Source organism: Frigidibacter sp. MR17.14 (genome assembly GCF_037095735.1).
Taxonomy (GTDB): Bacteria; Pseudomonadota; Alphaproteobacteria; order Rhodobacterales; family Rhodobacteraceae; genus Frigidibacter.
In genome coordinates, this window is record NZ_JBAWKD010000001.1 from 408,672 (window position 1) to 434,546 (window position 25,875).

28 protein-coding genes are annotated in these 25,875 nt (G+C 70.1%); 17 read left to right on the plus strand and 11 right to left on the minus strand.

The features are described from left to right. Positions 1-3: 3 nt before the first annotated feature. Positions 4-693, minus strand: a complete 690-nt coding sequence (locus V8J36_RS01915; protein ID WP_336465557.1) for a fumarylacetoacetate hydrolase family protein — start codon at positions 691-693, stop codon at positions 4-6. Positions 694-855: 162 nt separating this feature from the next. On the opposite strand from V8J36_RS01915, the gene V8J36_RS01920 reads away from it, so the two are divergent. Beyond that, on the plus strand, positions 856-1,335 hold the full coding sequence (locus tag V8J36_RS01920) for a hypothetical protein (protein ID WP_336465558.1): 480 nt from the start codon (positions 856-858) through the stop codon (positions 1,333-1,335). A gap of 67 nt (positions 1,336-1,402) precedes the next feature. Here V8J36_RS01920 and V8J36_RS01925 read toward each other — a convergent pair whose 3' ends face one another. From V8J36_RS01925 to V8J36_RS01935, 3 genes are read right to left on the minus strand one after another with little or no spacing between them, the layout of a single operon-like run. Continuing rightward, positions 1,403-2,188: a metal ABC transporter permease gene (locus tag V8J36_RS01925; RefSeq protein ID WP_336465559.1), complete on the minus strand. Its 786-nt coding sequence runs from the start codon at positions 2,186-2,188 to the stop codon at positions 1,403-1,405. Between the two features lie 4 nt (positions 2,189-2,192). Continuing rightward, the gene (locus V8J36_RS01930) at positions 2,193-3,008 is read right to left on the minus strand and encodes a metal ABC transporter ATP-binding protein (protein WP_336465560.1); all 816 of its coding nucleotides are present in this window, start codon (positions 3,006-3,008) and stop codon (positions 2,193-2,195) included. Next, the gene (locus V8J36_RS01935) at positions 3,005-3,496 is read right to left on the minus strand and encodes a Fur family transcriptional regulator (RefSeq protein ID WP_336465561.1); all 492 of its coding nucleotides are present in this window, start codon (positions 3,494-3,496) and stop codon (positions 3,005-3,007) included. The genes V8J36_RS01930 and V8J36_RS01935 overlap by 4 nt, the downstream gene beginning before the upstream one ends. 88 nt (positions 3,497-3,584) lie before the next feature. On the opposite strand from V8J36_RS01935, the gene V8J36_RS01940 reads away from it, so the two are divergent. Further along, positions 3,585-4,547, plus strand: coding sequence for a zinc ABC transporter substrate-binding protein (locus V8J36_RS01940; RefSeq protein WP_336465562.1), 963 nt, complete (start codon positions 3,585-3,587; stop codon positions 4,545-4,547). Here V8J36_RS01940 and V8J36_RS01945 read toward each other — a convergent pair whose 3' ends face one another. Together V8J36_RS01945 and uraH are read right to left on the minus strand one after the other, a co-directional pair. Next, on the minus strand, positions 4,548-5,771 hold the full coding sequence (locus V8J36_RS01945) for a urate hydroxylase PuuD (protein ID WP_336465563.1): 1,224 nt from the start codon (positions 5,769-5,771) through the stop codon (positions 4,548-4,550). A 164-nt stretch (positions 5,772-5,935) separates the two neighbouring features. Continuing rightward, complete coding sequence (gene uraH, locus V8J36_RS01950) at positions 5,936-6,292, minus strand: hydroxyisourate hydrolase (protein WP_336465564.1); 357 nt, start codon at positions 6,290-6,292, stop codon at positions 5,936-5,938. 79 nt (positions 6,293-6,371) lie between these two features. Here uraH and puuE point away from each other — a divergent pair, with 79 nt between their 5' ends. Next, the gene (gene puuE / locus V8J36_RS01955) at positions 6,372-7,790 is read left to right on the plus strand and encodes an allantoinase PuuE (RefSeq protein ID WP_336465565.1); all 1,419 of its coding nucleotides are present in this window, start codon (positions 6,372-6,374) and stop codon (positions 7,788-7,790) included. A gap of 223 nt (positions 7,791-8,013) precedes the next feature. Continuing rightward, a complete protein-coding gene (locus tag V8J36_RS01960; protein ID WP_336465566.1) occupies positions 8,014-8,550 on the plus strand; it encodes a GIY-YIG nuclease family protein in 537 nt (178 codons plus the stop codon). Positions 8,551-8,579: 29 nt separating this feature from the next. Here V8J36_RS01960 and V8J36_RS01965 read toward each other — a convergent pair whose 3' ends face one another. Further along, positions 8,580-9,002 carry a GFA family protein gene (locus V8J36_RS01965; RefSeq protein WP_336465567.1) on the minus strand — a complete coding sequence of 141 codons (423 nt, stop codon included), beginning with the start codon at positions 9,000-9,002 and terminating at the stop codon, positions 8,580-8,582. A 174-nt stretch (positions 9,003-9,176) separates the two neighbouring features. On the opposite strand from V8J36_RS01965, the gene V8J36_RS01970 reads away from it, so the two are divergent. The 7 genes from V8J36_RS01970 (at position 9,177) to V8J36_RS02000 (ending at position 14,694) form a co-directional block, all read left to right on the plus strand. After that, positions 9,177-10,010 carry a bifunctional allantoicase/(S)-ureidoglycine aminohydrolase gene (locus V8J36_RS01970; protein ID WP_336465568.1) on the plus strand — a complete coding sequence of 278 codons (834 nt, stop codon included), beginning with the start codon at positions 9,177-9,179 and terminating at the stop codon, positions 10,008-10,010. 160 nt (positions 10,011-10,170) lie between these two features. Continuing rightward, positions 10,171-10,668, plus strand: coding sequence for an ureidoglycolate lyase (locus V8J36_RS01975; RefSeq protein WP_336465569.1), 498 nt, complete (start codon positions 10,171-10,173; stop codon positions 10,666-10,668). 307 nt (positions 10,669-10,975) lie between these two features. Next, a complete protein-coding gene (hemP, locus tag V8J36_RS01980; RefSeq protein ID WP_336465570.1) occupies positions 10,976-11,137 on the plus strand; it encodes a hemin uptake protein HemP in 162 nt (53 codons plus the stop codon). A gap of 68 nt (positions 11,138-11,205) precedes the next feature. Continuing rightward, positions 11,206-12,471, plus strand: a complete 1,266-nt coding sequence (locus tag V8J36_RS01985) for an imelysin family protein (RefSeq protein WP_336465571.1) — start codon at positions 11,206-11,208, stop codon at positions 12,469-12,471. Positions 12,472-12,541: 70 nt separating this feature from the next. Beyond that, a complete protein-coding gene (locus V8J36_RS01990) occupies positions 12,542-12,799 on the plus strand; it encodes a (2Fe-2S)-binding protein (protein WP_336465572.1) in 258 nt (85 codons plus the stop codon). Between the two features lie 22 nt (positions 12,800-12,821). Beyond that, the gene (bfr, locus tag V8J36_RS01995; RefSeq protein WP_336465573.1) at positions 12,822-13,307 is read left to right on the plus strand and encodes a bacterioferritin; all 486 of its coding nucleotides are present in this window, start codon (positions 12,822-12,824) and stop codon (positions 13,305-13,307) included. A gap of 31 nt (positions 13,308-13,338) precedes the next feature. After that, positions 13,339-14,694, plus strand: a complete 1,356-nt coding sequence (locus V8J36_RS02000; RefSeq protein WP_336465574.1) for a di-heme oxidoreductase family protein — start codon at positions 13,339-13,341, stop codon at positions 14,692-14,694. Between the two features lie 294 nt (positions 14,695-14,988). On the opposite strand, the gene V8J36_RS02005 is transcribed toward V8J36_RS02000, so the two are convergent. Continuing rightward, the gene (locus V8J36_RS02005; RefSeq protein WP_336465575.1) at positions 14,989-16,689 is read right to left on the minus strand and encodes an ABC transporter ATP-binding protein; all 1,701 of its coding nucleotides are present in this window, start codon (positions 16,687-16,689) and stop codon (positions 14,989-14,991) included. Positions 16,690-16,885: 196 nt separating this feature from the next. Between V8J36_RS02005 and V8J36_RS02010 the strand changes: the two genes are divergently transcribed. Genes V8J36_RS02010 through V8J36_RS02020 form a run of 3 tightly spaced genes read left to right on the plus strand, consistent with a single transcriptional unit; the run spans position 16,886 to position 19,480 of the window. Beyond that, on the plus strand, positions 16,886-17,896 hold the full coding sequence (locus V8J36_RS02010; RefSeq protein ID WP_336465576.1) for an imelysin family protein: 1,011 nt from the start codon (positions 16,886-16,888) through the stop codon (positions 17,894-17,896). 22 nt (positions 17,897-17,918) lie between these two features. Further along, positions 17,919-18,998 (plus strand): DUF1513 domain-containing protein, encoded by a 1,080-nt coding sequence (locus V8J36_RS02015; RefSeq protein WP_336465577.1) that lies wholly within the window; start codon positions 17,919-17,921, stop codon positions 18,996-18,998. Further along, positions 18,995-19,480 carry a GNAT family N-acetyltransferase gene (locus V8J36_RS02020; protein WP_336465578.1) on the plus strand — a complete coding sequence of 162 codons (486 nt, stop codon included), beginning with the start codon at positions 18,995-18,997 and terminating at the stop codon, positions 19,478-19,480. The genes V8J36_RS02015 and V8J36_RS02020 overlap by 4 nt, the downstream gene beginning before the upstream one ends. Here the strand turns inward: V8J36_RS02020 and V8J36_RS02025 are convergent. From V8J36_RS02025 to V8J36_RS02035, 3 genes are all read right to left on the minus strand, one after another. Next, entirely contained in the window at positions 19,477-19,986 is a 510-nt protein-coding gene (locus V8J36_RS02025; protein WP_336465579.1) for a GNAT family N-acetyltransferase, read from the minus strand. The genes V8J36_RS02020 and V8J36_RS02025 overlap by 4 nt on opposite strands. A gap of 87 nt (positions 19,987-20,073) precedes the next feature. After that, positions 20,074-21,309 (minus strand): saccharopine dehydrogenase family protein, encoded by a 1,236-nt coding sequence (locus V8J36_RS02030; RefSeq protein ID WP_336465580.1) that lies wholly within the window; start codon positions 21,307-21,309, stop codon positions 20,074-20,076. Positions 21,310-21,341: 32 nt separating this feature from the next. Continuing rightward, complete coding sequence (locus tag V8J36_RS02035) at positions 21,342-22,445, minus strand: carboxynorspermidine decarboxylase (RefSeq protein WP_336465581.1); 1,104 nt, start codon at positions 22,443-22,445, stop codon at positions 21,342-21,344. A gap of 273 nt (positions 22,446-22,718) precedes the next feature. Here V8J36_RS02035 and V8J36_RS02040 point away from each other — a divergent pair, with 273 nt between their 5' ends. Genes V8J36_RS02040 through gloA2 form a run of 3 tightly spaced genes read left to right on the plus strand, consistent with a single transcriptional unit; the run spans position 22,719 to position 25,875 of the window. After that, positions 22,719-24,101 carry a transaminase gene (locus V8J36_RS02040; RefSeq protein WP_336465582.1) on the plus strand — a complete coding sequence of 461 codons (1,383 nt, stop codon included), beginning with the start codon at positions 22,719-22,721 and terminating at the stop codon, positions 24,099-24,101. Continuing rightward, positions 24,098-25,483, plus strand: a complete 1,386-nt coding sequence (locus V8J36_RS02045; protein WP_336465583.1) for a glutamine synthetase family protein — start codon at positions 24,098-24,100, stop codon at positions 25,481-25,483. The genes V8J36_RS02040 and V8J36_RS02045 overlap by 4 nt, the downstream gene beginning before the upstream one ends. Then, the gene (gene gloA2 / locus V8J36_RS02050) at positions 25,480-25,875 is read left to right on the plus strand and encodes an SMU1112c/YaeR family gloxylase I-like metalloprotein (protein ID WP_336465584.1); all 396 of its coding nucleotides are present in this window, start codon (positions 25,480-25,482) and stop codon (positions 25,873-25,875) included. The genes V8J36_RS02045 and gloA2 overlap by 4 nt, the downstream gene beginning before the upstream one ends.

A 25,875-nucleotide genomic window follows, 5' to 3' on the forward strand; every position in this document is an offset into this window, starting at 1 on the left:
GGTTCACACGATCTTCGTCGACAGCGTGCCGAGCCCGTCGATCTCGACCTCGACGACATCGCCCTTTTCCAGCTTGCCGACCCCGGCGGGGGTGCCGGTGAAGATCAGGTCGCCCGCAGCCAGCGTCACCGATTGCGACAGGAAGGCGATCACGTCCGCGACCGGCCAGATCATCGCCGACAGCTCCGAATCCTGACGGACCTCGCCATTGACGCGGCTGGTGATGCGCCCGGCAGGCTCGCGCCCCGTCACCGCGACCGGCACGATGTCCGAGATCACGGCCGAGAAGTCGAAGCCCTTGGCCAGATCCCACGGCCGGCCGGCCTTCTTGGCCACGGCCTGCAGGTCGCGCCGGGTCAGGTCGTTGCCGATCGCATAGCCCGCGACCAGATCCAGCGCCTGCGCCGCCGGCACGTCGGCCCCGCCCGCGCCCAGCGCGATCACCAGTTCGCCCTCGTAATGCAGGTCGGCGGTCTGCGGCGGGAACGGGATCTCGGCCCGGCCGAAGGCCAGCGCGTCGCGGGGTTTCGAAAAGAAGAACGGCGGCTCGCGGTCGGGATCGTGGCCCATCTCGCGGGCATGTTCGGCATAGTTGCGCCCGACGCAGAAGATCCGGCGCACCGGGAACAGCGCGCTTTCGCCGCGGATGGAAAGGGCCGTCACCTCGGGCGGGGGGAACAGGTAGTCGGACATGCGCGGGGGCTCCTTCCTCGGTTGCGGCGCCAGTTAGGGACCCCGCGCGCGGCAAGGTCAAGGCCGCGCGGCCCGCACCGGAGCTTGGAACTTTTTCGTGAGGCTGATGGTTTGAGCACCGAAGCGCGGCCGTGAGGCCCGCCCCAATAGGAGATGACTGCAATGAACGCCAAGCTCGCCGTCCTCGTCTCGGCTTCGATGCTGGCCCTTGCCCAGCCGGTCCTTGCCGCCACGCAGGTGAAAGAAGTCGAGGTCGAGATCGACATGTCCTCGATCAAGAACCCCGAGGCCGCCAAGGTCTGGTCGAATGCCGCGGCCGACCTGCAGAACGCCATCGTCGCCCGTGTCGCCGACCGCAGCGACAAGGATGGTGTGCGAGTCAACGTCGATATCGATGAACTCGCGCTGTCGAACGCCTACGAACGCGCGCTGGGCGTGGGCGAGACCAAGCTTGCGGGCCGGGTCAACGTCTCGAGCGAGAACGACAATACCAAGTTCGCGACCTATGACCTGATGGTCGGCTTCGACAAGGCCTATGTGCCCGCCGGCACCGACGTCGCCGTGCTGACCATGGACAGCCCCGCCTACTACCAGGCGATGGTGAACATGTTCGCCGATCGCGTGGTGGAAAAGCTGAACTGACCCCCGCCCGGGCAGAAGCGCCCGAGCCGGGGGGGCACGGGGGGCCTCGCAGGCCCCCCGACTCCGTTCAAGACCGACGCGCGAAGGGCAGCAGGACGACGAATCCCAGCGCCGCCGCCAGCACGATCGAGGGCCCGGCCGGCGTGTCCGCCTGCAGCGAGGCCCAGAGCCCCGCCACCACCGACAGCACGGAAATCCCCGTTGCTCCCAGCGCCATCCCCTCGGGCGTGCGCGAGGCACCCCGCGCCGCCGCTGCCGGCACGATCAAGAGCGCCGCGATCAGCAGCGCCCCCACGATCTTGATCGACACCGCCACCACCAGCGCCAGCGCGACCACCAGCACCAGCCGCTCGCGCCGCGGATCGATGCCCGAGGCCTGGGCCAGATCCTCGTTCAGCGTCGCGGTCAGCAGCGGCCGCCAGCGCCAGACCACCAGCGCCAGAACGCCCAGCGACCCGCCCCAGACCCAGGCCAGATCCGCCCGCGTCACCGCGAGGATGTCGCCGAACAGGAAGGCCGACAGATCGGTGCGCAGCCCCGGCAGGAACGAGGCCGCGACCAGCCCCGCCGCCAGCGCGGTATGGGCAAGCACGCCCAGCGCCGCGTCCATCGCGTGACCGCGGCTCGCCAGCGCCGCCACCGTCGCGGCCATCGCCAGCGCGACCAGCACGGTCCCGAGGTAGAGCGGCAGCCCGGTCGCGAAGGCCAGCACCACGCCCAGGATCGCGGCATGGGCGGTGGCATCGCCGAAATAGGCCATCCGCCGCCAGACCACGAAACTGCCCAGGGGCCCGGTCGCCAGCGACAGGCCGATCCCGGCAAGCCCGGCGCGGATCAGGAAATCGTCGAGCATTCTGTCACTCCGCCGCCGTTTTGGCAGCCGTCTTTGCGGCAGGCTTCGCGGGCGCATGGCTGCAGTTCGGCCCGTGCACATGGTGCGGGTGCGCGTGGTCCTGCGCATGGTCGTGGTCGTGATCGTGGTGGTGGCGATAAAGCGCCAGCGCCCCGCCGGTGCCGAAGCCGAAGAGCGCGCGGTATTCCGGCGCGTCGGTCACCACCTCGGGCGTGCCCTCGCAGCAGACATGGCCGTTCAGGCAGATCACCCGGTCGGTCGCGCTCATCACCACATGCAGGTCGTGGCTGACCATCAGCACCGCGACGCCGGTCTGGGCGCGGACCTCGGCCACCAGCTGGTAGAAGCCCGAGGTCGCGGGCTGGTCGAGCCCCTGCGTCGGCTCGTCGAGGATCAGGATGTCGGGCTTCGCAAGCAGCGCGCGCGCCAGCATCACCCGCTGCGCCTGCCCGCCCGACAGCCGCGCGATCTGCCGGGCACCAAGGTCCGGCACGCCGGTGCGCGCCAGCGCCGCCGCGGCCTCGGCCTCGCTCACCGGCTTCGGCAGCGACAGGAAGCGCCGCACCGTCATCGGCAGCGTCGGGTCCAGCGCCAGCTTCTGAGGCACATAGCCGATCTTCAGCCCCGCCCTGCGCCGGATCGCGCCGGCGTCGGGCCGGATCAGCCCGATCAGCGCGCGCAGCAGCGTCGACTTTCCAGAGCCGTTCGGGCCGATCACCGTCACGATCTCACCCGGCGCGATGGCGAAATCGACACCGGTCAGCACCGGGTCGCCACCGTGGCCGACGGTCAGGCCGTGGGTCTCGATCAGCGCGGTCATTCTTGCGCCGCCTCTGCCGCCCGGCAGCCGTCGCACAGGCCCAGCGCCTCGAGCGTCGCGCGCTCGACGGTGAAGCCCGCAGCCCCCGCCGCCGCCCCCAGCGCGGCATGGACCGGGGCCGCCGGCGCCTCGGCCACCGCGTTGCAGGCCCGGCAGATCAGGAACAGCGGGCTGTGCGCCTCGCCCGGATGCATGCAGGCGGCGAAGGCGTTCAGCCGCCGCACCCGATGCGCAAGCCCATGTTCGACAAGGAACTCCAGCGCCCGGTAGGCCACCGGCGGCTGCTTGCCGAAGCCCTCGGCCGCCAGCCGGTCCAGCATCTCGTAGGCGCCCATCGCGCGATGCGCTTCAAGCAGGATCTCGAGCGCGCGGCGCCGCACCGGGGTCAGTCGCGCCCCGCGCTCGGCCGCAAGCGCCTCGGCCCGCTCCAGCACGTCGCCGGCGCAGTGATGATGGTCATGCTCTTCGAAGGCGAGGGGCGACTGCATCATGTTATCATATCACATAGCTCTTGACTCGTGATGATATAACATGATCAACCCCTGCCCACAATCCGCCTGAAGACCGAGGTATCCCATGATCCGCCCCTCTGCCCTTGCCGCCGCCATCGGCTCGACGCTGCTTTCCGGCCTGCCCGCACTGGCCGCGGTGCCCAGCGTCGCGACCGACACGCCGATCACCCAGTCGCTGGTGGCGATGGTGATGGGCGATCTGGGCAGCCCCACGGTGCTGATGAGCCAGGGTGGCGATCCGCATCACTACCAGATGCGCCCGTCCGAGGCGCGGGCGCTGGCCGGCGCCGATCTGCTGGTCTGGACCGGCCCGGCGTTGACCCCCTGGCTCGACCGCGCCGCGGATGAGCGCAAGGGGCCGTCGCTGGTGCTGCTGGAGACCGAGGGCACCCACCTGCGCCAGTTCGGCCCCGGCGAAAGCGACGAGGACGAAGACGAGGGCGAAGACGAAGCCAGCCATGATCACGATCACGATCACGACCATGACGACCACGGCGATCACCACCACGACGGCACCGATCCCCACGCCTGGCTCGACCCGTCGAACGCGCGGACCTGGGTCGCGGCGGTGGCGGCAGAGCTGGCGAAGCTCGACCCCGAACATGCCGCGACCTATGCCGCCAATGCCGCGGCGACGGACAAGACGCTGGCCACGCTCGATGCCGAGGTGAGCGCGACCCTCGCCCCGGCCGCTGGCAAGCCGATCGTCGTCTTCCACGACGCCTACGGCTATTTCCGCGAGCATTTCGGGCTGGATGTCGTGGGCACGCTGGCGCTTGGCGATGCCGCGACCCCGGGCGCGGCCCGGCTGGCCGAGCTGCGCGAAACCATCGCCACGACCAAGGCCGCCTGCGCCTTCCCCGAGGCGAACCACGATCCGAAGCTGATGGAGACGCTGGTCGAGGGCACAGGCACCAAGCTGGGCGCAGCACTCGCGCCCGAGGGCGGGGCCGCCACGCCGGGGCCGGGGCTTTACGCCGAGACGCTGCGCAAGATGGCCGCGGCCATCGCCGACTGCGTGAAGTGATCAGCCGCCGGTCGCGCGGCGGTACCAGGCGACGATCGCCTGCCGCTCGGCCGGTTCGATGAAGCTGACGTTGGCCGGGGGCATCGCATGGGTGATCCCGGCCTGCAGGTAGATGTCCGCGGCATGGCGCGCGACCTGGCCGGGCGTGTCCAGATGCACGCCGCGCGGGGCGTAATGGATGCCGTCCCAGCCCGGTTCTGCCGCGTGGCACATCGAGCAGCGCCCGGCGACGATGCCCGCGACCTCGTCGAAGCCCTCGGCCTGCGCGAATTTCTGGGCGGAGGCCGGCAGCGCCGCACCCTCGTCCGCGACCGGCTGGAACATCGGCGCGGTCGAAAGCCACATGATGATCACGAACAGGATCGCCGTCGCGGCCCAGGTCCAGGTCGGCGCGCCCTTGCGGGCGTGGCGGGTGTTGAACCAGTGGCGGATGGTGACGCCCATCAGGAACACGAGGCTTGCGATCAGCCAGTTCATCTCGCTGGCGAAGGCCAGCGGATAGTGGTTCGACAGCATCAGGAAGACGACGGGCAGCGTCAGGTAGTTGTTGTGGGTGCTGCGCTGCTTGGCGATCTTTCCGTATTTCGGATCAGGCTTGCGGCCGGCGATCAGGTCGGCGACCACGATGCGCTGGTTCGGCATGATGATCAGGAAGACGTTCGCGGTCATGATCGTCGCGGTGAAGGCGCCCAGGTGCAGAAGCGCCGCGCGGCCCGAGAAGATGTGCGTGTATCCCCAGGCCATGCAGACGAGGATGACGTAAAGCCCCAGCATCAGCCGGGTGTTGTCATCGCCGAAGCGGCTCTTGCAGATCGTGTCGTAAAGCACCCAGCCCAAGCCCAGCGACCCCAACGAGAGCGCGATGGCGAAGGGGGTCGAGATCTCGGCCACCGCCGGATCGACCAGGAACAGGTCCGCGCCCAGGTAGTAGACCAGGCACAAGAGCGCGAAGCCCGACAGCCAGGTCGCGTAGCTTTCCCATTTGAACCAGGTCAGATGCTCGGGCATCGCGCCGGGCGCCACGAGGTATTTCTGGATGTGGTAGAAGCCGCCGCCATGCACCTGCCATTCCTCGCCATCGGCCGGTCCGGGAATGTTGCGGTTCAGCCCGAGGTCGAGCGCGACGAAATAGAAGGAAGATCCGATCCAGGCGATGGCGGTGACGACATGCAGCCAGCGCACCGCGAATTCCAGCCAGTCCATGATGACGGCGAAATCGTTCATGTAGTGTCCTCGCTCCCTTCAGGTGTTCCGCCTTCCCGGAACGTTCTGCCTGTGAGAGCCGTGTGCCCATCCTGACGCCCCGCGGCGCATCAGGCCAGCGCCGCGCCGCCCGCCGGCGCCGGGCCGTGGCGGAAATGCCCAAGGAACGGTCAGTTGCGGGCCGCTCAGCTGCCGCGATAGGTCGAATAGCCGAAGGGCGAGAGCAGCAGCGGCACGTGGTAATGCGCGTCCGGGTCCGAGATCCCGAAGCGGAGCGGCACCACGTCAAGGAACCGCGGGCTTTCGGGCGCGGCACCGCTCGAGTCCAGATAGGCCCCGGCCTCGAAGACCAGTTCATAGGTCCCGGTCGCGAAACCGTCCTTCAGGATCGGCGTGTCGGTGCGACCGTCGGCATTGGTCACCCGCACCGCCAGTTCCTCGCGCGTCTCGCCCGTCAGGCGGTAAAGCGTGATCCTGAGCCCGGCGGCGGGGCAGCCCCGCGCGGTGTCCAGCACATGCGTCGTCAGATAGCCGCCCGCCATACCCGTCCCTCTGGTCAATCCCTTGTCGTCCCGCCATTCTTGGCCCCGACCCGCAGGAACGGCAAGCGAGAGACCCCCGATGAGCAGCAGATACCCCCGCGACCTGATCGGCTATGGCCCCGACGCGCCCGACGCCCGCTGGCCGAACGGGGCGAAGGTCGCCGTCTCGCTGGTGCTGAACTTCGAAGAGGGCGGCGAGAACAACATCCTGCACGGCGATGCGGCCTCGGAAGCGTTCCTGTCCGACATCGCCGGCGCAGCGATGTGGCCGGGCCAGCGGCACTGGAACATGGAGTCGATCTACGAATACGGCGCCCGCGCCGGCTTCTGGCGGCTGCACCGGCTGTTCACCGGCATGGGCATCCCGCTGACGATCTACGGCGTCGCCACCGCGCTGGCCCGCGCCCCCGAACAGGTCGAGGCGATGAAGGACGCGGGCTGGGAGATCGCCAGCCACGGGTTGAAATGGGTCGAGCACAAGGACCTGCCCGAGGCCGAGGAACGCGCCCAGATCGCCGAGGCGATCCGCCTGCACACCGAGGTGGTGGGCGCGCCGCCGCGCGGCTGGTACACCGGGCGCTGCTCGGCCAACACGGTGCGGCTGACGGCCGAGACCGGGCAGCTCGACTGGATCTCCGACACCTATGACGACGACCTGCCCTATTGGCTGGAGATCGGCGCGCGCGACCAGCTGGTGATCCCCTACACGCTGGAAGCCAACGACATGCGCTTCGCGACCTCGCCGGGCTACACCGAGGGCGAGCAGTTCTTCACCTATCTGAAGGACAGCCTCGACACGCTCTGGGACGAAGGCGCGGCGGGGGCGGCGAAAATGTTTTCCATCGGCCTGCACAACCGGCTGATCGGGCGGCCCGGCAAGATGGCCGGTCTGAAGCGCTTCCTGCACTATGCGCAGGCCAAGGGCGATGTCTGGTTCGCGACCCGCGGCGAAATCGCGGCACATTGGGCCGCCACCCATCCGCACCGCCGCTACGAACGCCCCTCGCAGATGGACCGCGCCCGCTTCGTCGAGGTCTATGGCGGCGTCTACGAACATTCCCCCTGGGTCGCCGAGCGCGCCTTCGCACTGGAACTCGGCCCCGTCCACGACCGTGCCGCCGGGCTGGCGAATGCCTTCGCGCGGGTGTTCCGCACCGCCTCGGCCGACGAGCGTGTGGCCGTGCTGCGCGCCCATCCCGACCTTGCGGGCAAGCTGGCGGCGGCAAAGCGTCTGACGGCGGAGTCGTCCGCGGAACAGGCCTCGGCCGGGCTCGACGCCCTGACCGATGCCGAGCGCGACGAATTCACCCGTCTGAACGCGGCCTATGTCGCCCGGCACGGCTTCCCCTTCATCATCGCGGTGCGCGACCACGACAAGGCGGGCATCCTCGCGGCCTTCCGCACCCGGATCGACAACGACAGCGCGACCGAGACCGCGACCGCCTGCGCGCAGGTCGAACGCATCGCGACGCTGCGGCTGAAGGCGCTGCTGCCCTGAACGGGCGCTTTGGACCGGGTGCGGTCACCTCGCCTTCAGCTGCCTCGCCAGCTTCCATAAGCTGACGACGCGTCCCTCTGCCGGCACCGATCTGGCCTGCCATTTCCTCGCCGGCCCGGCGCTTGCCGACGGCGCGGCGACGGCGCTGTTCCTTGGCACCACGCGCATCCTGGACCGCTGGACTTGGGACGAGAACCGCCTGCCCGTGCTGCAGGACGCGGACGTGCCCGCAACCGAGGTGGGCCGGCGCGACATCGAGGCATTCGACCTCGCATGGCTCGACGCCGGGGCGGATCTGGCCGAGCGCGTGCTGATCGGCTGGGGCCCGGGCACCCGTGCCTGGTCGCAATGGGCGGGGCGTGGCGCGAAGCCGATCCTCGCATGGCGACAGACCGCGCAAGACCCGCCCTTCCCCGGCTTCGCCGCCTTCCGGGCGCGGATCACGGATCTTCCGACCTTCCCGCAGGCCTGGCTGGGCGCGCTGGAAGCCGTGCGCGGCGTCTACCTTCTGGTCAGCGATACGGGCGAGCAATATGTTGGCCCCGCCTCGGGCGCCGAAGGCTTCGCCGGCCGCTGGCGCGCCTATCTGGCGAATGGTCATGGCGGCAACCTGCTGCTGCGCCAGCGCGGCCTGCGCGATTACACCGTGTCGATCCTCGAGATCGCCTCGCCCGACATGGCCCCGGCCGAAATCCTCGCGCGAGAGAGCGCCTGGAAGGAAAAGCTCGGCGCCCGTGCCCACGGGCTGAATGCGAACTGATCGCGACCGGACGGCGGCCGGACGGAGCCTCAGAACGCCTCGTAGCGCAGCACCCCCGCCAGCCGGCTGCCGCCCCCGGTGTCCGAGGGATGCGCGACGCCGTCGGTCACCTGCACCTCGGCGAAGTCGAAGGGGCTCACCCCCTTCAGGCAGGCGACATTGACGCCGAACTGCGTGGGGTCAGAGCGGCGGCGATGATGGGTGTAGATCCCGCAGTCGCGACAGAACCAGTGCTCGGCCACGCCGGTGTTGAACTGATAGAGCGACAGCCGGTCGGCGCCCGACAGGATCTCGAACTCCTCCGGCGCGACCGACACCGCGATCGCCCCGCGCATCCGGCACAGCGAACAGGTGCAGCGCCGGATCGTCTCGAACCCGCGGGCCAGCTTCACGCGGAACTGCACCGCGCCGCAATGGCAGGCGGCCTCGCGCCAGGGTCTGTCCTCGGTCATCACGCGGCCTCCGTCAGCACTCGCGCCACCCTAGCCCCGGCCGGCCCGGCCCGCAACGCGCCCCGCTCCTCGGCAAGGCTTCGCGCCCTGCCCGGGCCCGCGCGCCATGCCCCCTTCCCCCGCCGCCGGCTTCGCCCTATCCCGAAACGGACAGACCCGGACGCGAGGGAACCGATGACCGCCAGCTACTACGCCCCGAAGGGCGGCCTGCCGCCCCAGACCCAGCTGATGACCGGCCGCGCCGTCTTCACCGAGGCCTATGCCGTCCTGCCCAAGGGCGTCTTCTCCGACATCGTGACCTCGTTCCTGCCGGGCTGGCACAAGACCCGGCTCTGGATGATCGCCCGCCCGATGACCGGCTTTTCGGAAACCTTCAGCCAGTATGTGATGGAGGTCGAACCCGGCGGCGGCTCCGACCGGCCCGAGATCGACGAGGCCGCGCAGTCGGTGCTTTTCGTGACCGGGGGCCACCCGATCCTGACGCTGGGGACCGAGGCGCACGAGCTGCGCCCCGGCAGCTATGTCTACCTGCCCGCCGGCACCGGCTGGGCGATGAAGAACCTCGGGTCCGAGCCCGCGCGCTTCCACTGGATCCGCAAGGTCTGGGAACCGGCGCCCGGCCTCGAAAAGCCCGAGGTGCTGATCCTGAACGAGGCCGACATCGCCCCCGCGCCCATGCCCGACACGAACGGTGCCTGGGCCACCACCCGCTTCGTCGACCCTGCCGACCTGCGCCACGACATGCATGTGACCATCGTCACCTTCCAGCCCGGCGGCGTGATCCCCTTCGAGGAAACGCATGTGATGGAGCACGGGCTCTACGTCCTGCAGGGCCGCGCCGTCTACAAGCTGAACCAGGACTGGGTCGAGGTCGAGGCCGGCGACTTCATGTGGCTGCGCGCCTTCTGCCCGCAGGCCTGCTACGCCGCCGGCCCCGGCCCGTTCCGCTACCTGCTTTACAAGGACGTGAACCGCCACGCCAAGCTCGGCGGCACCTTCCGCCGCTGAGCCTCTCGACCTTGCGGAACCATCCCGGGGGAGCCCCGCAGGGGCGGGGGCAGCGCCCCCCTTCCGTTCCGCTTTCGCATTGGCACAAATATCCCGGGGGAGTCGCGGCACGCGACGGGGGCAGCGCCCCCTCCCCGCCCGTCATCCGAAAGGACCGCCCGTGACCCGCAGCCTCACCCCCCGCCCGCTGACGCCGGAAGCCTTCGCCCCCTTCGGCGAGGTGCTCGACGCCTCGGGCCAGCCCGACCGGATCATCAACGCGGGCCTCTGCGGGCGCTTCCACGACCGCGCCCGGCTCGACTTCGGGGCCGAGACCGGCGGCCGCGCCGGCATCTCGATCTTCGACGCCGTGCCCCGCGCCCTGCCCTACGAATTCGCGCTGGTCGAACGCCACCCCGAGGGCAGCCAGGCCTTCCTGCCGATGACCATGTCGCCGTTCCTGGTGATCGTCGCGCGTGACGAGGACGGCGTGCCGGGCCGTCCCGTGGCCTTCCTCACCGCGCCCGGCCAGGGCATCAACCTGCACCGCGGCACCTGGCACGGCGTGCTGACGCCGCTCGCCGCGCCGGGGCTCTTCGCGGTGGTCGACCGCATCGGCGCCAGCCCGAACCTTCAGGAATACAGCTACGACGACAGCTGGACCGTGCTCGCCCCATGATCCGCCTTCGGCGGCAATAATATCCGACCAGAAGAATCAGGTTTGACAAGACCGAGCATTTCGCTCAGGTTATCTCCTGTCACAGCCAGCCGGCTTCGGCAGCCAGGGACGACGAATCGTCACCCCGGAGGTTTGCGATGATGATGACGGAGACCACCCGCGGGCCGTCCCGGCCCGTGCCCAGGACACTTGCCAGACTGCCCCGGCCGAGGCTTCCCCGGCTTCGTGCGGCCATGATCCTGATCTTCGGCGTGATGCCGGGCGGGATCGGGATCGACGGGGCACTCGACCGGATCGAGAGGATGCCATGAACGCGACCGTGCAGACCGACTTCACCCGCTTTGACAGCCTGCCGGTGCATGATGCCACCCGCCTCACCGAGGGCGGCGTCCAGGCCCGCATCCTGCTGAACGGCCAGTGCTACACCCTGCGCATCACCCGCGCGGGCAAGCTGATCCTCACGAAATAAGTTCCCTCGAGCCAGGGGCGGTCCCGGATCCGGGGCCGCCCCAGCCAGTTTTTCAGGACCCCCGATCGATGACGCGTTTCACTGCCCTCGTTCTCGCCAGCACCACCGCCCTTGCCGCCCTGCCGGCCCATGCCGTCGAACCCGCCGAGGTGATGACCACCTATGTGGACATCGCCGCCGCCGCCTTCGGCGATGCCGCGACCACGGCAGAGGCGCTGCAGACGGCCGTGGCCGCGCTGACCGCCAAGCCCTCGGCAGAGACGCTCGAGGCCGCGAAGGCCGCCTGGAAGGCCGCCCGCGTGCCCTACCTGCAGTCCGAGACCTTCCGCTTCGCCAACCCGATCGTCGACGACTGGGAAGGCCGGGTGAACGCCTGGCCGCTGGACGAGGGGCTGATCGACTATGTCGATGCGGACAGCTACGGCGGGCCCAGCGACGAAAACGAATTCCGCGCGCTCGACGTGATCGCGAACCCCAGCTTCGAGCTGGCGGGCGAGACGGTCGATGCCGCCGAGATCACCCCCGAACTGATCTCGGGCACCCTGCACGAGGCCGACGAGATCGAGGCCAACGTCGCCTCGGGCTACCATGCCGTCGAATTCCTGCTCTGGGGACAGGACCTGAACGGGACCGAGAAGGGCTCGGGCGAGCGCCCCTATACCGACTATGTCCAGGGCGAGGGCTGCACCGGCGGCAACTGCGACCGCCGCGCGCAATACCTGACCGCGGTCACCGAACTGCTGGTCACCGACCTGAAGGAGATGGCCGCCGACTGGGCCGAGGGCGGCGCCGCCCGCGCCGAGGCGCTGGCCGATCCCGCCGGCCCGGTCCGCGCCTTCAAGGGCATGGGCAGCCTTTCCTATGGCGAGCTGGCGGGCGAGCGCACCAAGCTCGGCCTGATGCTGAACGACCCCGAGGAAGAGCAGGACTGCTTCTCGGACAACACCCACCTCAGCCTCTATTACGACGCCAAGGGCATCGAGAACCTCTGGCTCGGCCGCTACGAGCGTCCCGACGGCACCGTGGTCGAGGGCCCCTCGCTGCAGGCGCTGATCGCCGGCAAGGACAAGGCCGTCGCCGACGAGCTGACCGGGCAGATCGCCGCGACGATGGCGGCCGCCGATGCGCTCTCGACCGCCGCGGGCAAGGGCATGGCCTATGACATGATGCTCGCCGCCGGCAACAGCGAGGGCGAGACGCTGATCACCGCCGTGGTCGACGGGCTGGTGGCCCAGACCCGCGGTATCGAGCGCGCCGTGACCGCGCTGGGCGCTGACCCGGTCGAGATCGAGGGCTCGGACAGCCTCGACAACCCTAGTGCCGTCAGCAAGTAACCCCTCCCTCCGCCCCGACCGGACCGCGGCCCCGCCGCCGCGGCCGGTCCAGCCCTGCGGGACCCCCTCCATGATGATCTGCCACTGCCAGTCCATCTCGGACCGCGACATCCTTGCCGCCATCGACTGGATGCGCCAGTCCGACCCCGACGTGGTGATCACCGCCGGGCGGATCTATCGCGCGCTGGGCAAGCGGGCCGATTGCGGCGGCTGCATGCCGATCTTCCTTGCCACCATGCGAAAATCGCCCAATCTCAGGCATCGTGGCCCCGGCGAGACGCCGGTGCCGGCGGACCTCAGCAATCTGCGCCAGCCTGCACGGGCGTGACAGCGAGCAAAGGAAGACAGCCATGAAGGGTGACGCGAAGGTCATCGAGTATCTCAACGCGGCGCTGCGGTCGGAACTGACCGCCGTCAGCCAATACTGGCTGCACTATCGCCTGCAGGAGGACTGGGGCTTCGGCAAGCTGGCCGCGAAGAACCGCGCCGAGTCGATCGAAGAGATGAACCATGCCGACAAGCTGATCACGCGGATCATCTTCCTGGAGGGGCATCCGAACCTGCAGAAGCTCGACCCGCTGCGGATCGGGCAGACGCTGAAAGAGACGCTCGAGGCCGATCTCGCCGCGGAACACGACGCCCGCACGCTCTACATCGAGGCGCGCGACTACTGCGAGACCGCCAAGGACTATGTCTCGAAGAACCTCTTCGAAGAGCTGATCGCCGACGAGGAAGGCCATATCGACTTCCTCGAGACCCAGCTCGACCTCTTCGGCAAGCTGGGCGAAGAGCGTTACGGGCTGCTGAACGCCAAATCGGCCGACGAACAGGAATGACCCCGCAGTGAGCCCGCGCGGGCCGCGATCCGTGACCCGGGCCCTGCGCCTCGCCGCCGCCGTGCTGATGCTCGGCGGCGGAACCGTTGCCGCCCCCTTCGACCCCGACGAGCTGCGCCCCGGCGGCGACGCGACCCTGCCCGGCGCGACGACGCTTACGGCGCCTGCCCCGTCGCTTGGCGCGCCCTCGCTCGATGCGCTGGATTTCGAGTTGGGCGCGGCGATGTTCGCCAAGCTCTGGGTCGCAGCCCCTTCGACCACCCGCGCCTCGGACGGGCTCGGGCCGCTCTACAACGCGCGCTCCTGCCTGCAGTGCCATCCGGGCAATGGCGGCGGCCTGCCCGCCGACGCGGTGCGCCGCGGTCCCTCGGGCATGGTATTGCGCCTGTCCGCGCCGGACGGCGGCCCCGATCCGCTGCTGGGCTGGCAGCTGCAGGACCACGCCCTGCCCGGCCTCGCGCCCGAGGGGCGGCTGGCGCTCGACTGGGAGGAGACCACCCAGCCGCTGGAGGGCGAGGCCCCCGCGCACCTGCGCCGCCCGCATCCGCGGATCGAGCCGGCGGTGCCGGGCGCGCGCCTGACCTCGCTGCGCGTCGCGCCGGCGATGATCGGGCTCGGCCTGCTCGAGGCGATCCCCGAAGCCGACATCCTCGCCGCGGCAGATCCCGGCGACGAGAACGGCGACGGCATCTCGGGGCGCGCCGCGCTGATGCCGGGCCCTGACGGCGACGCGGTGCTGGGCCGTTTCGGCTGGAAGGCCGCGCAGGCCTCGCTGCGCGAACAGGTCGCCTCGGCCTTCGCGCTCGACCTCGGGATCTCGTCGCCGCTGCACCCCGAGGGCGCCGGCGACTGCACCGCCCTGCAGGCCGACTGCCGCGCCCGGCCCGACGGCAACGACCCCGGCCTGCGCGACGGGACCGAGATCTCGCGCGAGGCGCTGTCGCTGACCGCCCGCCATGTCGCCGATCTGGCCGTGCCCGGCCGGCGCGAGGCCGAGACGCCGCAGGCGCTGCGCGGCCGCGCGCGGTTCCGCGAACTGGGCTGCGCCGCCTGCCACACGCCCCGGCACGAGACCGCGGGGCCGATCGGCCGGCAGGAGATCTGGCCCTATACCGATCTGCTGCTGCACGACATGGGCGAGGGGCTGGCCGACGGCCGGCCCGAGGGCGCGGCCACGGGGCGCGAATGGCGCACGCAGCCGCTCTGGGGCCTTGGCTTCGTGCCGGTTCCCGGACGCGCCCGGGTCTTCCTGCACGACGGTCGCGCGGCGACCCCGCTTGAAGCCGTGCTCTGGCACGGCGGCGAGGCCGAGCCCGCCCGCGACCGCGTCATCGCCCTGCCACCCGAGGACCGCGCGGCGCTGGTGGCCTTCCTGAACAGCCTTTGAGGTTCAGGCCGCACGCGTCCCCGCGCCCACCGCACCCCAATCGCCACCGCAGATGCCCTTCTGCGAGCGGCCCGGCTCACCCTCCCGCCCCGTCGGCACCGCGTCGCGACGCCCGCGCGTCCTGAGGCGGCCCGGCCCCCAGCGTCTCGAGGTCTCTGAGCCGGCGGCGACGCCGAGTCAGCGCCTCGGCAAGCGGACAGGGACGAACGCCACCCGCACCCGGATCGCGGCCTGAAGCGCAAAGGCTTCCCGCCGCAGCCCCCGCGGCACGCTCCTGCCGCGCTCAGGCCGCGCTCAGGCCGCGAGCCGCGCATAGGCGCCGGCACGCGCCAGAAGCTCGTCATGGCCGCCGATCTCGACGATGCGGCCGCGGTCCATCACCACGATGCGGTCGGCCTTGCGGATCGTGCCCAGTCGATGCGCGATCACCAGCGTGGTGCGGCCCACCGACAGCGCCTCGAGCGCGCCTTGAATCTCGCGCTCGGTCTGGCTGTCCAGCGCCGAGGTCGCCTCGTCCAGGATCAGGATCGGCGGGTTCTTCAGGAAGGCGCGCGCGATCGCCACCCGCTGCTTCTGCCCGCCCGACAGCATCACCCCGCGCTCGCCCACGATCGTGTCCAGCCCCTCGGGCAGCTCGGCCACCAGCCCCGCGATCTGCGCCTTGGCCGCGGCCTGAAGGATCTCGTCATCGCTCGCGCCCAGCCGGCCATAGGCGATGTTCTCGCGCAGCGTGCCGCCGAACAGGAACACGTCCTGACTGACGAGGCCGATCTGCCGGCGCAGGCTGTCCAGCGTCAGGCCCTCCAACGGCTGGCCGTCGATGGTGATCCGCCCCTCGGTCGGGGCATAGAAGCGCGGCACCAGCGCCAGCAGCGTCGACTTGCCCGCGCCCGAGGCGCCGACGAAGGCCACCGTCTCGCCGGGCGCGACGGTCAGGTCGATCCCCGACAGCACCGGCCGCCCAGCCTCGTAGGAAAAGCCCAGCTGCTCGAAGCCGATCCGTCCCTTGAACGGCGCGGCCTCGACCGCGCCGGGGGCATCGGCGATCTCGGGCTCGGTCGCCAGCAGTCCGAGGTAGCGTTGGAAGCCCGCGATGCCCTTCGGATAGACCTCCATCACCGCGGCGATCTTTTCCAGCGGCCGGAAGAAGACGCCGACCAGCAGCAGGAAGCCCACGAAGCCGCCCGCGGTCATGCCGCCCGACAGCACCAGCCCCGCGCCCGCCACCATCACCACCACCTGCACGAAGCGCATGCCCATGTAGTTCAGCGCCTGGCTCCAGGCCATGACCTTGTAGGCCTCGAGCTTGGCCGAGCGGTACAGGCCGTTGTCGCGCTCGAACAGCCCGCGCTCGTGACGCTCGTTGGCGAAGGCCTGCACCAGCCGGATGCCGCCCAGGGCCTCTTCCAGCCGCACGTTGAACTCGCCCAGCCGCGAGAAGATGCCGCGCCAGGTTTCCGTCATCCGCCGCCCGTAGCGCCCGACGATGAACACGGTCGAGGGCACGATCAGCGCGGTCAGCGCCGCCAGCCCCGGATGGATCGACAGCATCAGAAGGAAGGCGCCGATGAAGGTCATCACCGCGATGAACAGGTCCTCGGGGCCGTGGTGGGCGACCTCGCCGATCTCTTCGAGATCGCGGGTGACGCGGGCCACCAGCTTGCCGGTGCGGGTCCGGTCGTACCAGCGCCACGACAGCCGGGTCAGGTGGTCGAAGGCGCGGGCGCGCATCGTCGTCTCGATGTTGATCCCCAGCATGTGGCCCCAGTAGGTCACCACCGCCATCAGCCCCGCGTTCACCACGTAGATCGCCAGCAGGCCCACCGCCGCCAGCACCGTCAGGTGCCAGTCGCCGCGCGGCAGCAGGTGGTCGATGAAGCCGGTGACCGCCAGCGGGAAGGCCAGCTCCAGCAGGCCCGACAGCACCGCGCAGCCGAAATCCAGCCAGAAAAGCCCGCGCCAGGGGCGGTAATAGGCGAAGAACTGGCGCAGCATCGGCAAACCTCACGAAGGGCGGACGGATTGCCCGACCCATCCCGCATTTGCCGCGGGGCGGCAAGATCAAATTCCCGAGTGTAACGCTAAGAATTCATCCCCGCCCCGCGCAGGACGCTTGAGATGCGGCGCGCTCTGTGTCTTTCCTGAAAACCGACCAGGCCCCGGATCACCGCCCGGAGCCGCCGGAGGACCCATGCCCCGACTTTCCGTCCCGCTTGCCGCTTTTCTGCTGCTGGCCCCTGCCCTGCCCGCCGCGGCCGACGAGATCGTCGACCGCGTCGTCGATCACCTGATCCTGCCGCGGTTCGAGGCCTTCGCCACCGCCACGGATGCGCTGGCCAAGACCGCCGCGACCGACTGCGCGCCGAGGTCCGAGGCCCTGCGCGGCGCCTGGAACGCGGCGATGGATGCCTGGATCCCGGCGCAGGCCTTCCGCATGGGCCCGCTCGAGGAGGGCGGGCGCAGCCTTGCCATCGCCTTCTGGCCCGATCCCAAGGGCTCGACCCCGGCCGCGCTGCGCCGGGTGCTGTCGGGCGATGCCGCCGCCTATGCCTCGGGCGAGACCTTCGCCGAGGCTTCGGTCGCCGCGCGAGGTCTCTATGCGATCGAGGCGATGCTTTACGATCCCGACTTCGCCGGCAGCGATGCCGCCGTCGCCTGCGCGGTCCTGAAGGCGCAGACCGCCGATCTGGCCGCGACCGCAGCCGCCGTGTCGCAGGACTGGGCACAGGATTTCGCGCAGGTGATGAAAACCGCGGGCGCGCCCGGCAACACCCGCTTCCTGTCGCCGCACGAAACCCGGCAGGCGCTGTTCACCGCGCTGCTGACCCAGCTCGGCTTCGACACCGAGGACCGCCTCGGTCGTCCCCTCGGCACGATCGAGCGCCCGCGCCCGACCCGTGCCGAAAGCCGCGACGCGGGCCGCAGCTTGCGCAACGTGGCCCTGTCGCTGGCCGCCAACGAAGAGCTGGCCCGCGCGCTTGCCACGCAAGAGCCCGAGCTGCTCTGGGACTATTTCGACTATGCCGAAGGCGTGGCCGCGCGGCTGGGCGATCCGGTCTTCGCCACTGTCGAAAGCCCCACCGGCCGCATGAAGGTCGAAGAGCTGAAGACGGCCCTCGAGCGCATCCACGACGACGCGAACGCCGAGCTTGCGCCGATGCTGGGCGTGACCGCGGGGTTCAACGCGCTCGACGGCGACTGAGCCGAAAAGGGGAGAGACAGCCATGACCACCCGCCGCGGATTCCTCGCCACCCTCGCCGCCGCCGGCACGATCCCGCGCCTTGGCTGGGCCGATGCCGGCAGCCCCGCCTTCCTCGCCGCGGCCAAGGATGCCGACGGGCAGTTCGCGCTCTACGGCGTGGGCGCCGACGGGGCCGACCGCTTCCGCATCCCGCTGCCCGCCCGCGGCCATGCCGGCGCCGTCCACCCGACCGAGCCGCTGGCCGTCGCCTTCGCCCGCCGCCCCGGCACCTTCGCCGTGGTGCTGAACTGCGTGACGGGCGAGGAGCTCGCGGTTCTGGAAAGCCCCGAGGGCCGGCATTTCATGGGCCATGGCTCGTTCTCGCCCGACGGCCGGCTGCTCTACACCGCCGAAAACGACTTCGTCACCACCCGCGGCAAGATCGGGCTCTGGTCGCGTGACCACGGCTGGCGGCGGATCGCGGAACTGGAAAGCCACGGCATCGGTCCCCATGACGTGCAGTTCCTGCCCGACGGGGTGACGCTGGTCGTCGCCAACGGCGGGATCGAGACCAACCCGGCGAAGGGCCGCGAGAAGCTGAACCTGCCGACGATGCGTCCGAGCCTCGTCTACCTCGACCTTCAGGGCACGCTTCTGGAAGAGGTGACGATGCCCGAGGACTGGCACCGCGCCTCGATCCGCCATCTGGCCGTCGCGCCCGACGGGCAGGTCGGCTTCGCGATGCAATGGGAAGAGATGCCGGAAACCGCGCCGCCGCTTCTGGGCCTGCACCGCCGCGGCGAAGAGGCGGTGCTTGCCGATGCCGGCGAGGCCGAGGCGCGGCTGATGAAAGGCTATGTCGGCTCGGTCGCGGTGTCGCGTGACGGGGCGCTCTTCGCCGTCTCCTGCCCGCGCGGCGGACGGGCGGTGGTCTTCGACAAGACGGGCGCGCTGGTGCAGGTGATCGAACGTGCCGATGTCTGCGGGCTGGCCCCGATGGGCGCGGGCTTCGTGCTGACCGACGGCGTCGGCGGGATGCTGCGGCTGCAGGACGGCGCGCTCACCGCGCTCGGCACCCGGACCCGCGCCTGGGACAACCACGCCGTGGCGCTGCACGCATGAGCCTCGCCGCCCGCCCGCTGATCGAGGCCGATCTGGAGCCGCTCCGCGCGATCCTGAACGCGATCATCGCCGCGGGCGGCACCACGGCCTATGAAGACCCGTTCCCGCCAGAGGCCTTCCGCGCCTATGCGCTCGACGGCCCGGCGGTGGCGATCACCCACACCGTCCTGCAGGATGACCGGCCGATTGGCTTCCAGACCCTCGCCCGCGACCCGCGCCTGCCCGAGGGCTGGCTCTCGATCGCAAGCTTCACCCGCCGCACGCCGCCCGTGCCCGGGGCGGGCCGGACGCTCTTCGCCGCGACCGCCGCCTGGGCCCGGGCGCGGGGCGTCGCGGCCATCGACGCCACGATCCGCGCCGACAATGCGGGCGGGCTCGCCTTCTACCGCAGCCTCGGCTTCACGGAGTACCGCCGCCACCCGGCGGTGCCTCTGAAGGACGGCACCCCGGTCGACCGGATCGCGACGCTCTGGCGGCCCTAGGGCGCGGGGCGGTCGTCCAGCCGCAGCTGCAGGAACACCAGATCCAGCCAGCGCCCGAACTTCTGCCCGACCTCGGGCATCCGCCCGGTCTCGGTGAACCCCAGCCGCAGGTGCAGCCCGACCGAGCCGGCATTGCCCGCCTCGATCGCGCCGACCATCACGTGCTTGCCCATCGCGCGGGCGCGGGCGATCAGCGCCTCCATCAGCACCCGCCCGATGCCGCCGCCCCGGCAGTCGCCGCGTACATAGACCGAATGCTCGACCGTGCCGCGATAGCCGTCGAAGGCGCGCCAGTCGCCGAAGCTCGCATAGCCCAGCACCCGGTCCTGCGCATCGACCGCCACGATCACCGGAAAGCCCGCGTCCTGCCGCGCCGCCATCCAGGCCACGCGGTTCGCAGCATCGACCGTGACCTCGTTCCAGATCGCCGTCGTGCTCTCGACCGCGTCGTTGTAGATCCCGGCGATCGCGCCCGCATCCCCGGGCACCGCATCACGCACCATCATCCCGCCATCTCCACCGCGCGCGCCGCCGGGTCCAAGCGCCCGGGCGCAGGGGGTCCGGGGGAGGCCGCGCCTCCCCCGGCACCTGTTTCAGGCCACCAGTTCGTCGCTGCCGCCGATCTTCACCCGGGTCGAAAGACCCGTGCGCGACAGCTCCTTCAGGAAGGGCAGCGGCGGCAGCTCCTCGACATTGGCCATCTTCGCCACGTCCCAGTCGCCTTGCGCCACCAGGATCGCCGCGGCCACGGCGGGCACGCCGGCGGTGTAGCTGATCCCCTGGCTGCCGACTTCCTCGAAGGCTTCCTTGTGATCGGCGACGTTGTAGACGAAGACCTCGACCGGCTGGCCGTCCTTCACGCCCTTCACCAGATCGCCGATGCAGGTCTTGCCGGTGTAGTCGGGCGCAAGGCTCGACGGATCCGGCAGCACGGCCTTCACCAGCTTCAGCGGCACCACTTCGAGCCCCTCGGCGGTGGTCACGGGCTTCTCGGACAGCAGCCCGAGGTTCTTCAGCACCGTGAAGACGTTGATGTAATGCGCGCCGAAGCCCATCCAGAAGCGCACGTCGGCCTTGGGATAGTTCGCGGCCAGCGAATGCACCTCGTCATGGCCCGACTGGTAGGCGCGCTGCGTGCCCACCACCGGCAGGTCCCAGTCGCGACCGCTCGCGAACATCTCGGTCTCCTTCCACTGCTGGTCTTCCCAGTAATAGACGGTGCCGGTGAACTCGCGGAAGTTGATCTCGGGATCGAAGTTGGTCGCGAAATAGCGCCCGTGCGAGCCTGCGTTGATGTCGACGATGTCGATCGAGGTGACCTCGTCCATGTAGGTGTCGATCGCGTAGCGGGCATAGGCGTTCACCACGCCCGGATCGAAGCCCGCGCCCAGGATCGCGGTCACGCCCTTCTCGGCGCAGATCTCGCGCTTTTTCCACTCGTAGTTCGCATACCACGGCGGCGTCTCGCAGATCTTCGCCGGGTCCTCGTGGATCGCGGTGTCGATATAGGCGGCCCCGGTCTCGATGCAGGCGTCGAGCACGGTCATGTTGACGAAGGCGGAGCCGACGTTGATCACGATCTGGGCGCCGGTCTCGCGGATCAGCGCGGCGACCGCGGCCGTGTCCATCGCATCCACGGCATGGGCCTCGAAGACCCCCTCGACCTTCATCGCGGCCTTGTCATGGACCGAGGCGATGATCGCCTCGCATTTCGACGCCGTGCGCGAGGCGATGTGCAGATCGCCCAGGATGTCGTTGTTCTGCGCGCATTTGTGCGCCACGACCTGCGCGACGCCGCCGGCGCCGATGATCAACACGTTCCGTTTCACTTCGCGGGACCCCCTTTCGGTTGGGATGCGCCTCAGGAGAGGCTGGACTTGTAATCGTCGTAGCCGAACGCGCGGACGGCGCGGATGGTCCCGTCCTCCTCGCGGATGGCGATGGCGGGCATGTTCACGCCGTTGAACCAGTTCTTCTTGACCATCGTGTAACCGGCGGCGTCCTGCACGGAAATCCGGTCGCCCACCTTCAGCTCCGCCGGGAAGTCCGCCTCGCCGAAGATGTCGCCCGCCAGGCAGGACTTGCCGCAGACCATGTAGCGGTGCGGGCCCTCGTTCGGCGCGATCTTCGCAGGGATCCGGTAGATCAGCAGGTCGAGCATATGCGCCTCGATCGAGCTGTCGACGATCGCCAGCCGCTTGCCATTGTCGAGGATGTCGAGCACCGACACTTCCAGCGTCGTCGAGCGCGTGATCGAGGCCTCGCCGGGTTCCAGATAGACCTGCACGCCGAATTTCTCGGAAAACGCCTTCAGCCGCGCGGCGAGCTTCTCCAGCGGGTAGTGATCGCCGGTGAAATGGATGCCGCCGCCGAGCGAGACCCATTTGACCGACGCCAGCAGGTTCCCGAACCGGCCCTCGATCTCGGTCAGCTGGCGGTCGAAGAGGTCGAAATCCTCGTTCTCGCAGTTGTAGTGGACCATGAAGCCCGAGATCTGGTCGAGCACCTTGGCGATCTTCTCGCTGTCCCATTCGCCCAGGCGGCTGAACGGCCGCGCCGGGTCCGCGAGGTCGAAGCCAGAGGTCGAGATCTGCGGGTTCAGCCGCAGTCCGCGCTCGATCCCGCCCGCGCGGGGCGCGAAGCGTTCCAGCTGGCCGATCGAGTTGAAGATGATCTTGTCGGCATGACCGACGGCCTCGTCGATCTCGGCCTCCGACCAGGCGACGGAATAGGCATGGGTCTCGCCGCCGAACTCCTCGCGCCCCAGACGCAGCTCGTAGAGCGAGGACGAGGTGGTCCCGTCCATGTAGGGCTTCATGTAGGGGAAGGCCGACCAGGTGGCGAAACACTTCAGCGCCAGCAGCGCCTTCGCGCCCGACAGCTCGCGCAGCCGCGCGACCTTTTCCATGTTCGCCTTCAGCTTCGCGGCGTCGATCAGGTAATGGGGGGTGGGCAGATCGGTCATCGCGGCTCCTCGGGCAGGCGCATGGGTCTCATGCGGGCGGTGTCTCGGCCGGGCAGGCCGGCACCGGGTTTCTCTAAGGATCTTGCACGACAGTTTCAAGAAGCCCGCCCCCGATCAGAGGCGCCAGAGCCGGGGGGATTGCCATTGGTCCGCCATCGGTCCGAGGACCGATGGCAATGGGGGCCTCGCAGGCCCCCCCGCCCCTGTTTCCGGCCCGCGATTGACGCCCTCGCCGCGCCCGCGCTACGCAGGGCGTGCAAAACGAGTGCCCCCATGCCCGAAGACCTGTCCCCGATCGCCGGCGCGTCACCGGCCCGCATCGCCCGGCTCGCCGCCGGGGCCGAGGCCGCGTATCGCGCCGCCCGCCCTCAGACGCTCGCCCGTCTCGCGCAGCCGAACGACTTCCTCGGCGGCGTGCCGATGCACTGGATGAAGGACTGGCCGCAGCCCTTCCCGATGCTCGTCGCCCGCGCCACTGAGGCCACGATCGAGGATATCGACGGCAACCTGCTCGACGACTTCTGCCTTGGCGACACCGGTTCGATGTACGGCCATTCGCCCGCCCCCGTCGCCGCCGCGATCCGGGCGCAGGCCGACCGGGGCCTGACCTACATGCTGCCCACGAGTGCCGCGCTCGACTGCGCGGCGCTGCTGTCCGAGCGTTTCGGCCCGATGCGCTGGCAGATCGCCACCACCGCCACCGATGCGAACCGCTTCGCGCTGCGCGTCGCCCGCGCCGTCACCGGCCGGCCGAAGGTGGCGGTCTTCGACGGCTGCTACCACGGCACCGTGGACGAGGCGATGATCGCCCTCGACGCCACCGGCCGGACCGTCGCCCGCCCCGGCCTTGTGGGCCAGACAGCCGACCTGACGCTGACCGGCACCGCGCTTCCGTGGAACGACCTCGCCGCCCTCGACGCCGCGCTCGCCACCGGCGAGATCGCCGCGGTGCTGACCGAGCCGGTGATGACCAATTCCTGCATGGTCCTGCCCGCCCCCGGCTTCCTCGAAGGTGTCCGCGACCTTTGCACCCGCCACGGCGCACTCCTGATCCTCGACGAGACCCACACCCAGTCCTCGGGCTGGGGCGGCTACGCGCGCGGCCACGGCCTCGGCCCCGACATGCTGGTCGTCGGCAAATGCATCGCCGGCGGCCTGCCCACCGCCGTCTGGGGCATGACCGAAGCCACCGCCGACCGCTTCGCCGCCTATGACGCCACGCGCCCCTCCGGCCATTCCGGCATGGGCACCACGCTGTCGGCGAACCCGATGCAATTCGCCTGCCTGCGCGCCACCCTCGCCGAGGTCGCCACGCCCGCGGCCCACGCGCGCATGGAGACCGGCGCCGCCCGCCTTGCAGAGGGCCTGACCGCCGCGATCAGGCGCCACGGCGCCCCCTGGCATGTCGCCCGCGTCGGCGCCCGGGTCGAGTTCATCTGCCACCCGACGCCCCTCCGCGACGGGGCCGAGGCCCGCCTTGCCCATCACCCCGCGCTCGAGGCGGCCGTGCACGCGGCGCTCGTCGCCCGCGGCTGCCTGATCGCGCCCTTCCACAACATGATGCTGGTCAGCCCGGTCACCACCGCCGCCCAGATCGACCGCCTGACCGCCGCCTTCGACGCGGTGCTGGCCGACCTCTTCGGAGCCCAAGAATGACCCTCTCCCCCTCCGGCTCCTCCGTCGACGAGGCCCGCGCCTTCCTCGATGCCCACCCCGAGATCGAGGCCGTCGACATCGTGCTGACCGACGCCAACGGCATCGGCCGCGGCAAGATCATCCGAAGGCACGAGCTGATCGGCTTCTACGAGAACGGCCGCCACCTGCCGATCTCGATCCTCGGCCTCGACATCTGCGGCGAGGATGTGCACGAGACCGGGCTGATCTGGGACAAGGGCGACGGCGACCTGCGCGCCTGGCCGATCCCCGGCACCCTCGCCCCGATCCCCGGCACCAGCCCCGCGCGGGGCGAGGTGCTGATGAGCCTCTATCATCTCGACGGCAGCCCGATGCTGTCCGATCCCCGCCACGCGCTGGCCGCCCAGGTCGCCGCGATGCAGGCCGAGGGCCTGCACCCGGCCGGAGCCTTCGAACTCGAGTTCTTCCTGCTCGACCCGGTCTTCGACGCCGAGGGCTATCCCCGCCCCGCCGCCGCCGTGCTCGACGGGCGTCGCTCGAACATGACCGAGGTCTATTCCGTCGACCACCTGCACGGGATGGAGCCGCTCTTCTCGCGCATCTACGCCGCCGCGAAGGCCGCCGGGATCCGGGCCGAGACGGTGATCTCGGAATTCGCGCCGGGCCAGTATGAACTGACGCTCGACTACCGCACCAACGTGATCCAGGCCGCCGACGACCTGATCCGGCTGAAGCGCATCGTCCGCCTCGCCGCGCGCAGCTTCGGCGTCACCGCCTGCTTCATGGCCAAGCCGGTCGAGCGCCACGCGGGTTCGGGGATGCATTTCCACGTCTCGCTCTGCGATGACGCAGGCCGCAACGTCTTCGCCGAGACGACCGAAGGTCAGTGGACCGACACGATCCTGCATGCGCTGGGCGGCCTGCGCGAGACGATGGGCCAATCGATGCTGGTCTTCGCCCCCCATGCCAATTCATGGCGCCGCTTCGCGAGCCAGAGCTACGCGCCGGTCTCGCCGAACTGGGGGGTCAACAACCGCTCGGTCGCGCTGCGCATCCCGGCCGGGTCGGTGAAGGCGCGGCGGATCGAACATCGCCCCTCGGGCGTCGACGCGAACCCCTATCTCGTCGCCGCGACCGTGCTGGCGGGCCTTCGTCACGGGCTCGCAAACCGCATCGACCCGGGGCCCGAGACCACCGGCAACGGCTACGAGGGCGACAGCACCATCGCCATGCCCGGCGACTGGCGCGAGGCGATCCGCGCGGCGCAGGGCTCGGACTTCCTGAAGGCGGCGCTCGGCGAGGAAATGCACCGCACCTTCACCGCCATCAAGGCCGCCGAATATGCCCGCGTCGCCCGCACGATTGCCGACGTGGATTACGAGCTTTACCTTCACACGGTATGAACCTGCTCGGCACCCACCACGTCGCGATCATCGCCTCGGATTACGCGGCTTCGAAACGCTTCTACACCGAGGTCCTCGGGCTGGAAGTCATCGACGAGAACCATCGCCCCGAGCGGGACTCGTGGAAGCTGGACCTGAGATTGCCCGACGGCACCGGGATCGAGCTGTTCAGCTTCCCCGGCGCCCCCGCCCGCCCCTCGCGGCCCGAGGCGCAGGGCCTGCGCCACCTGTGCTTCCGCGTCGCGGACGTGGCGGCGGCGAAGGCCGATCTGGAGGCGAAAGGCATCGCGGTCGAGGACATCCGGACCGACCCTTACACGGGCCGGCGCTTCACCTTCTTCCCTGACCCCGACGCGCTGCCGCTCGAGCTTTACGAAGAGCCGGGGCCCTGA

Excerpts from the sequence above, each read along its gene's own strand:
- V8J36_RS01915 (WP_336465557.1), bottom strand. The coding sequence starts at position 693 with ATGTCCGACTACCTGTTCCCCCCGCCCGAGGTGACGGCCCTTTCCATC.
- V8J36_RS01920 (WP_336465558.1), top strand. The coding sequence starts at position 856 with ATGAACGCCAAGCTCGCCGTCCTCGTCTCGGCTTCGATGCTGGCCCTT.
- V8J36_RS01925 (WP_336465559.1), bottom strand. The coding sequence starts at position 2,188 with ATGCTCGACGATTTCCTGATCCGCGCCGGGCTTGCCGGGATCGGCCTG.
- V8J36_RS01930 (WP_336465560.1), bottom strand. The coding sequence starts at position 3,008 with ATGACCGCGCTGATCGAGACCCACGGCCTGACCGTCGGCCACGGTGGC.
- V8J36_RS01935 (WP_336465561.1), bottom strand. The coding sequence starts at position 3,496 with ATGCAGTCGCCCCTCGCCTTCGAAGAGCATGACCATCATCACTGCGCC.
- V8J36_RS01940 (WP_336465562.1), top strand. The coding sequence starts at position 3,585 with ATGATCCGCCCCTCTGCCCTTGCCGCCGCCATCGGCTCGACGCTGCTT.
- V8J36_RS01945 (WP_336465563.1), bottom strand. The coding sequence starts at position 5,771 with ATGAACGATTTCGCCGTCATCATGGACTGGCTGGAATTCGCGGTGCGC.
- uraH (WP_336465564.1), bottom strand. The coding sequence starts at position 6,292 with ATGGCGGGCGGCTATCTGACGACGCATGTGCTGGACACCGCGCGGGGC.
- puuE (WP_336465565.1), top strand. The coding sequence starts at position 6,372 with ATGAGCAGCAGATACCCCCGCGACCTGATCGGCTATGGCCCCGACGCG.
- V8J36_RS01965 (WP_336465567.1), bottom strand. The coding sequence starts at position 9,002 with ATGACCGAGGACAGACCCTGGCGCGAGGCCGCCTGCCATTGCGGCGCG.
- V8J36_RS01970 (WP_336465568.1), top strand. The coding sequence starts at position 9,177 with ATGACCGCCAGCTACTACGCCCCGAAGGGCGGCCTGCCGCCCCAGACC.
- hemP (WP_336465570.1), top strand. The coding sequence starts at position 10,976 with ATGAACGCGACCGTGCAGACCGACTTCACCCGCTTTGACAGCCTGCCG.
- V8J36_RS01985 (WP_336465571.1), top strand. The coding sequence starts at position 11,206 with ATGACGCGTTTCACTGCCCTCGTTCTCGCCAGCACCACCGCCCTTGCC.
- V8J36_RS01990 (WP_336465572.1), top strand. The coding sequence starts at position 12,542 with ATGATGATCTGCCACTGCCAGTCCATCTCGGACCGCGACATCCTTGCC.
- bfr (WP_336465573.1), top strand. The coding sequence starts at position 12,822 with ATGAAGGGTGACGCGAAGGTCATCGAGTATCTCAACGCGGCGCTGCGG.
- V8J36_RS02005 (WP_336465575.1), bottom strand. The coding sequence starts at position 16,689 with ATGCTGCGCCAGTTCTTCGCCTATTACCGCCCCTGGCGCGGGCTTTTC.
- V8J36_RS02010 (WP_336465576.1), top strand. The coding sequence starts at position 16,886 with ATGCCCCGACTTTCCGTCCCGCTTGCCGCTTTTCTGCTGCTGGCCCCT.
- V8J36_RS02015 (WP_336465577.1), top strand. The coding sequence starts at position 17,919 with ATGACCACCCGCCGCGGATTCCTCGCCACCCTCGCCGCCGCCGGCACG.
- V8J36_RS02020 (WP_336465578.1), top strand. The coding sequence starts at position 18,995 with ATGAGCCTCGCCGCCCGCCCGCTGATCGAGGCCGATCTGGAGCCGCTC.
- V8J36_RS02025 (WP_336465579.1), bottom strand. The coding sequence starts at position 19,986 with ATGATGGTGCGTGATGCGGTGCCCGGGGATGCGGGCGCGATCGCCGGG.
- V8J36_RS02035 (WP_336465581.1), bottom strand. The coding sequence starts at position 22,445 with ATGACCGATCTGCCCACCCCCCATTACCTGATCGACGCCGCGAAGCTG.
- V8J36_RS02040 (WP_336465582.1), top strand. The coding sequence starts at position 22,719 with ATGCCCGAAGACCTGTCCCCGATCGCCGGCGCGTCACCGGCCCGCATC.
- V8J36_RS02045 (WP_336465583.1), top strand. The coding sequence starts at position 24,098 with ATGACCCTCTCCCCCTCCGGCTCCTCCGTCGACGAGGCCCGCGCCTTC.
- gloA2 (WP_336465584.1), top strand. The coding sequence starts at position 25,480 with ATGAACCTGCTCGGCACCCACCACGTCGCGATCATCGCCTCGGATTAC.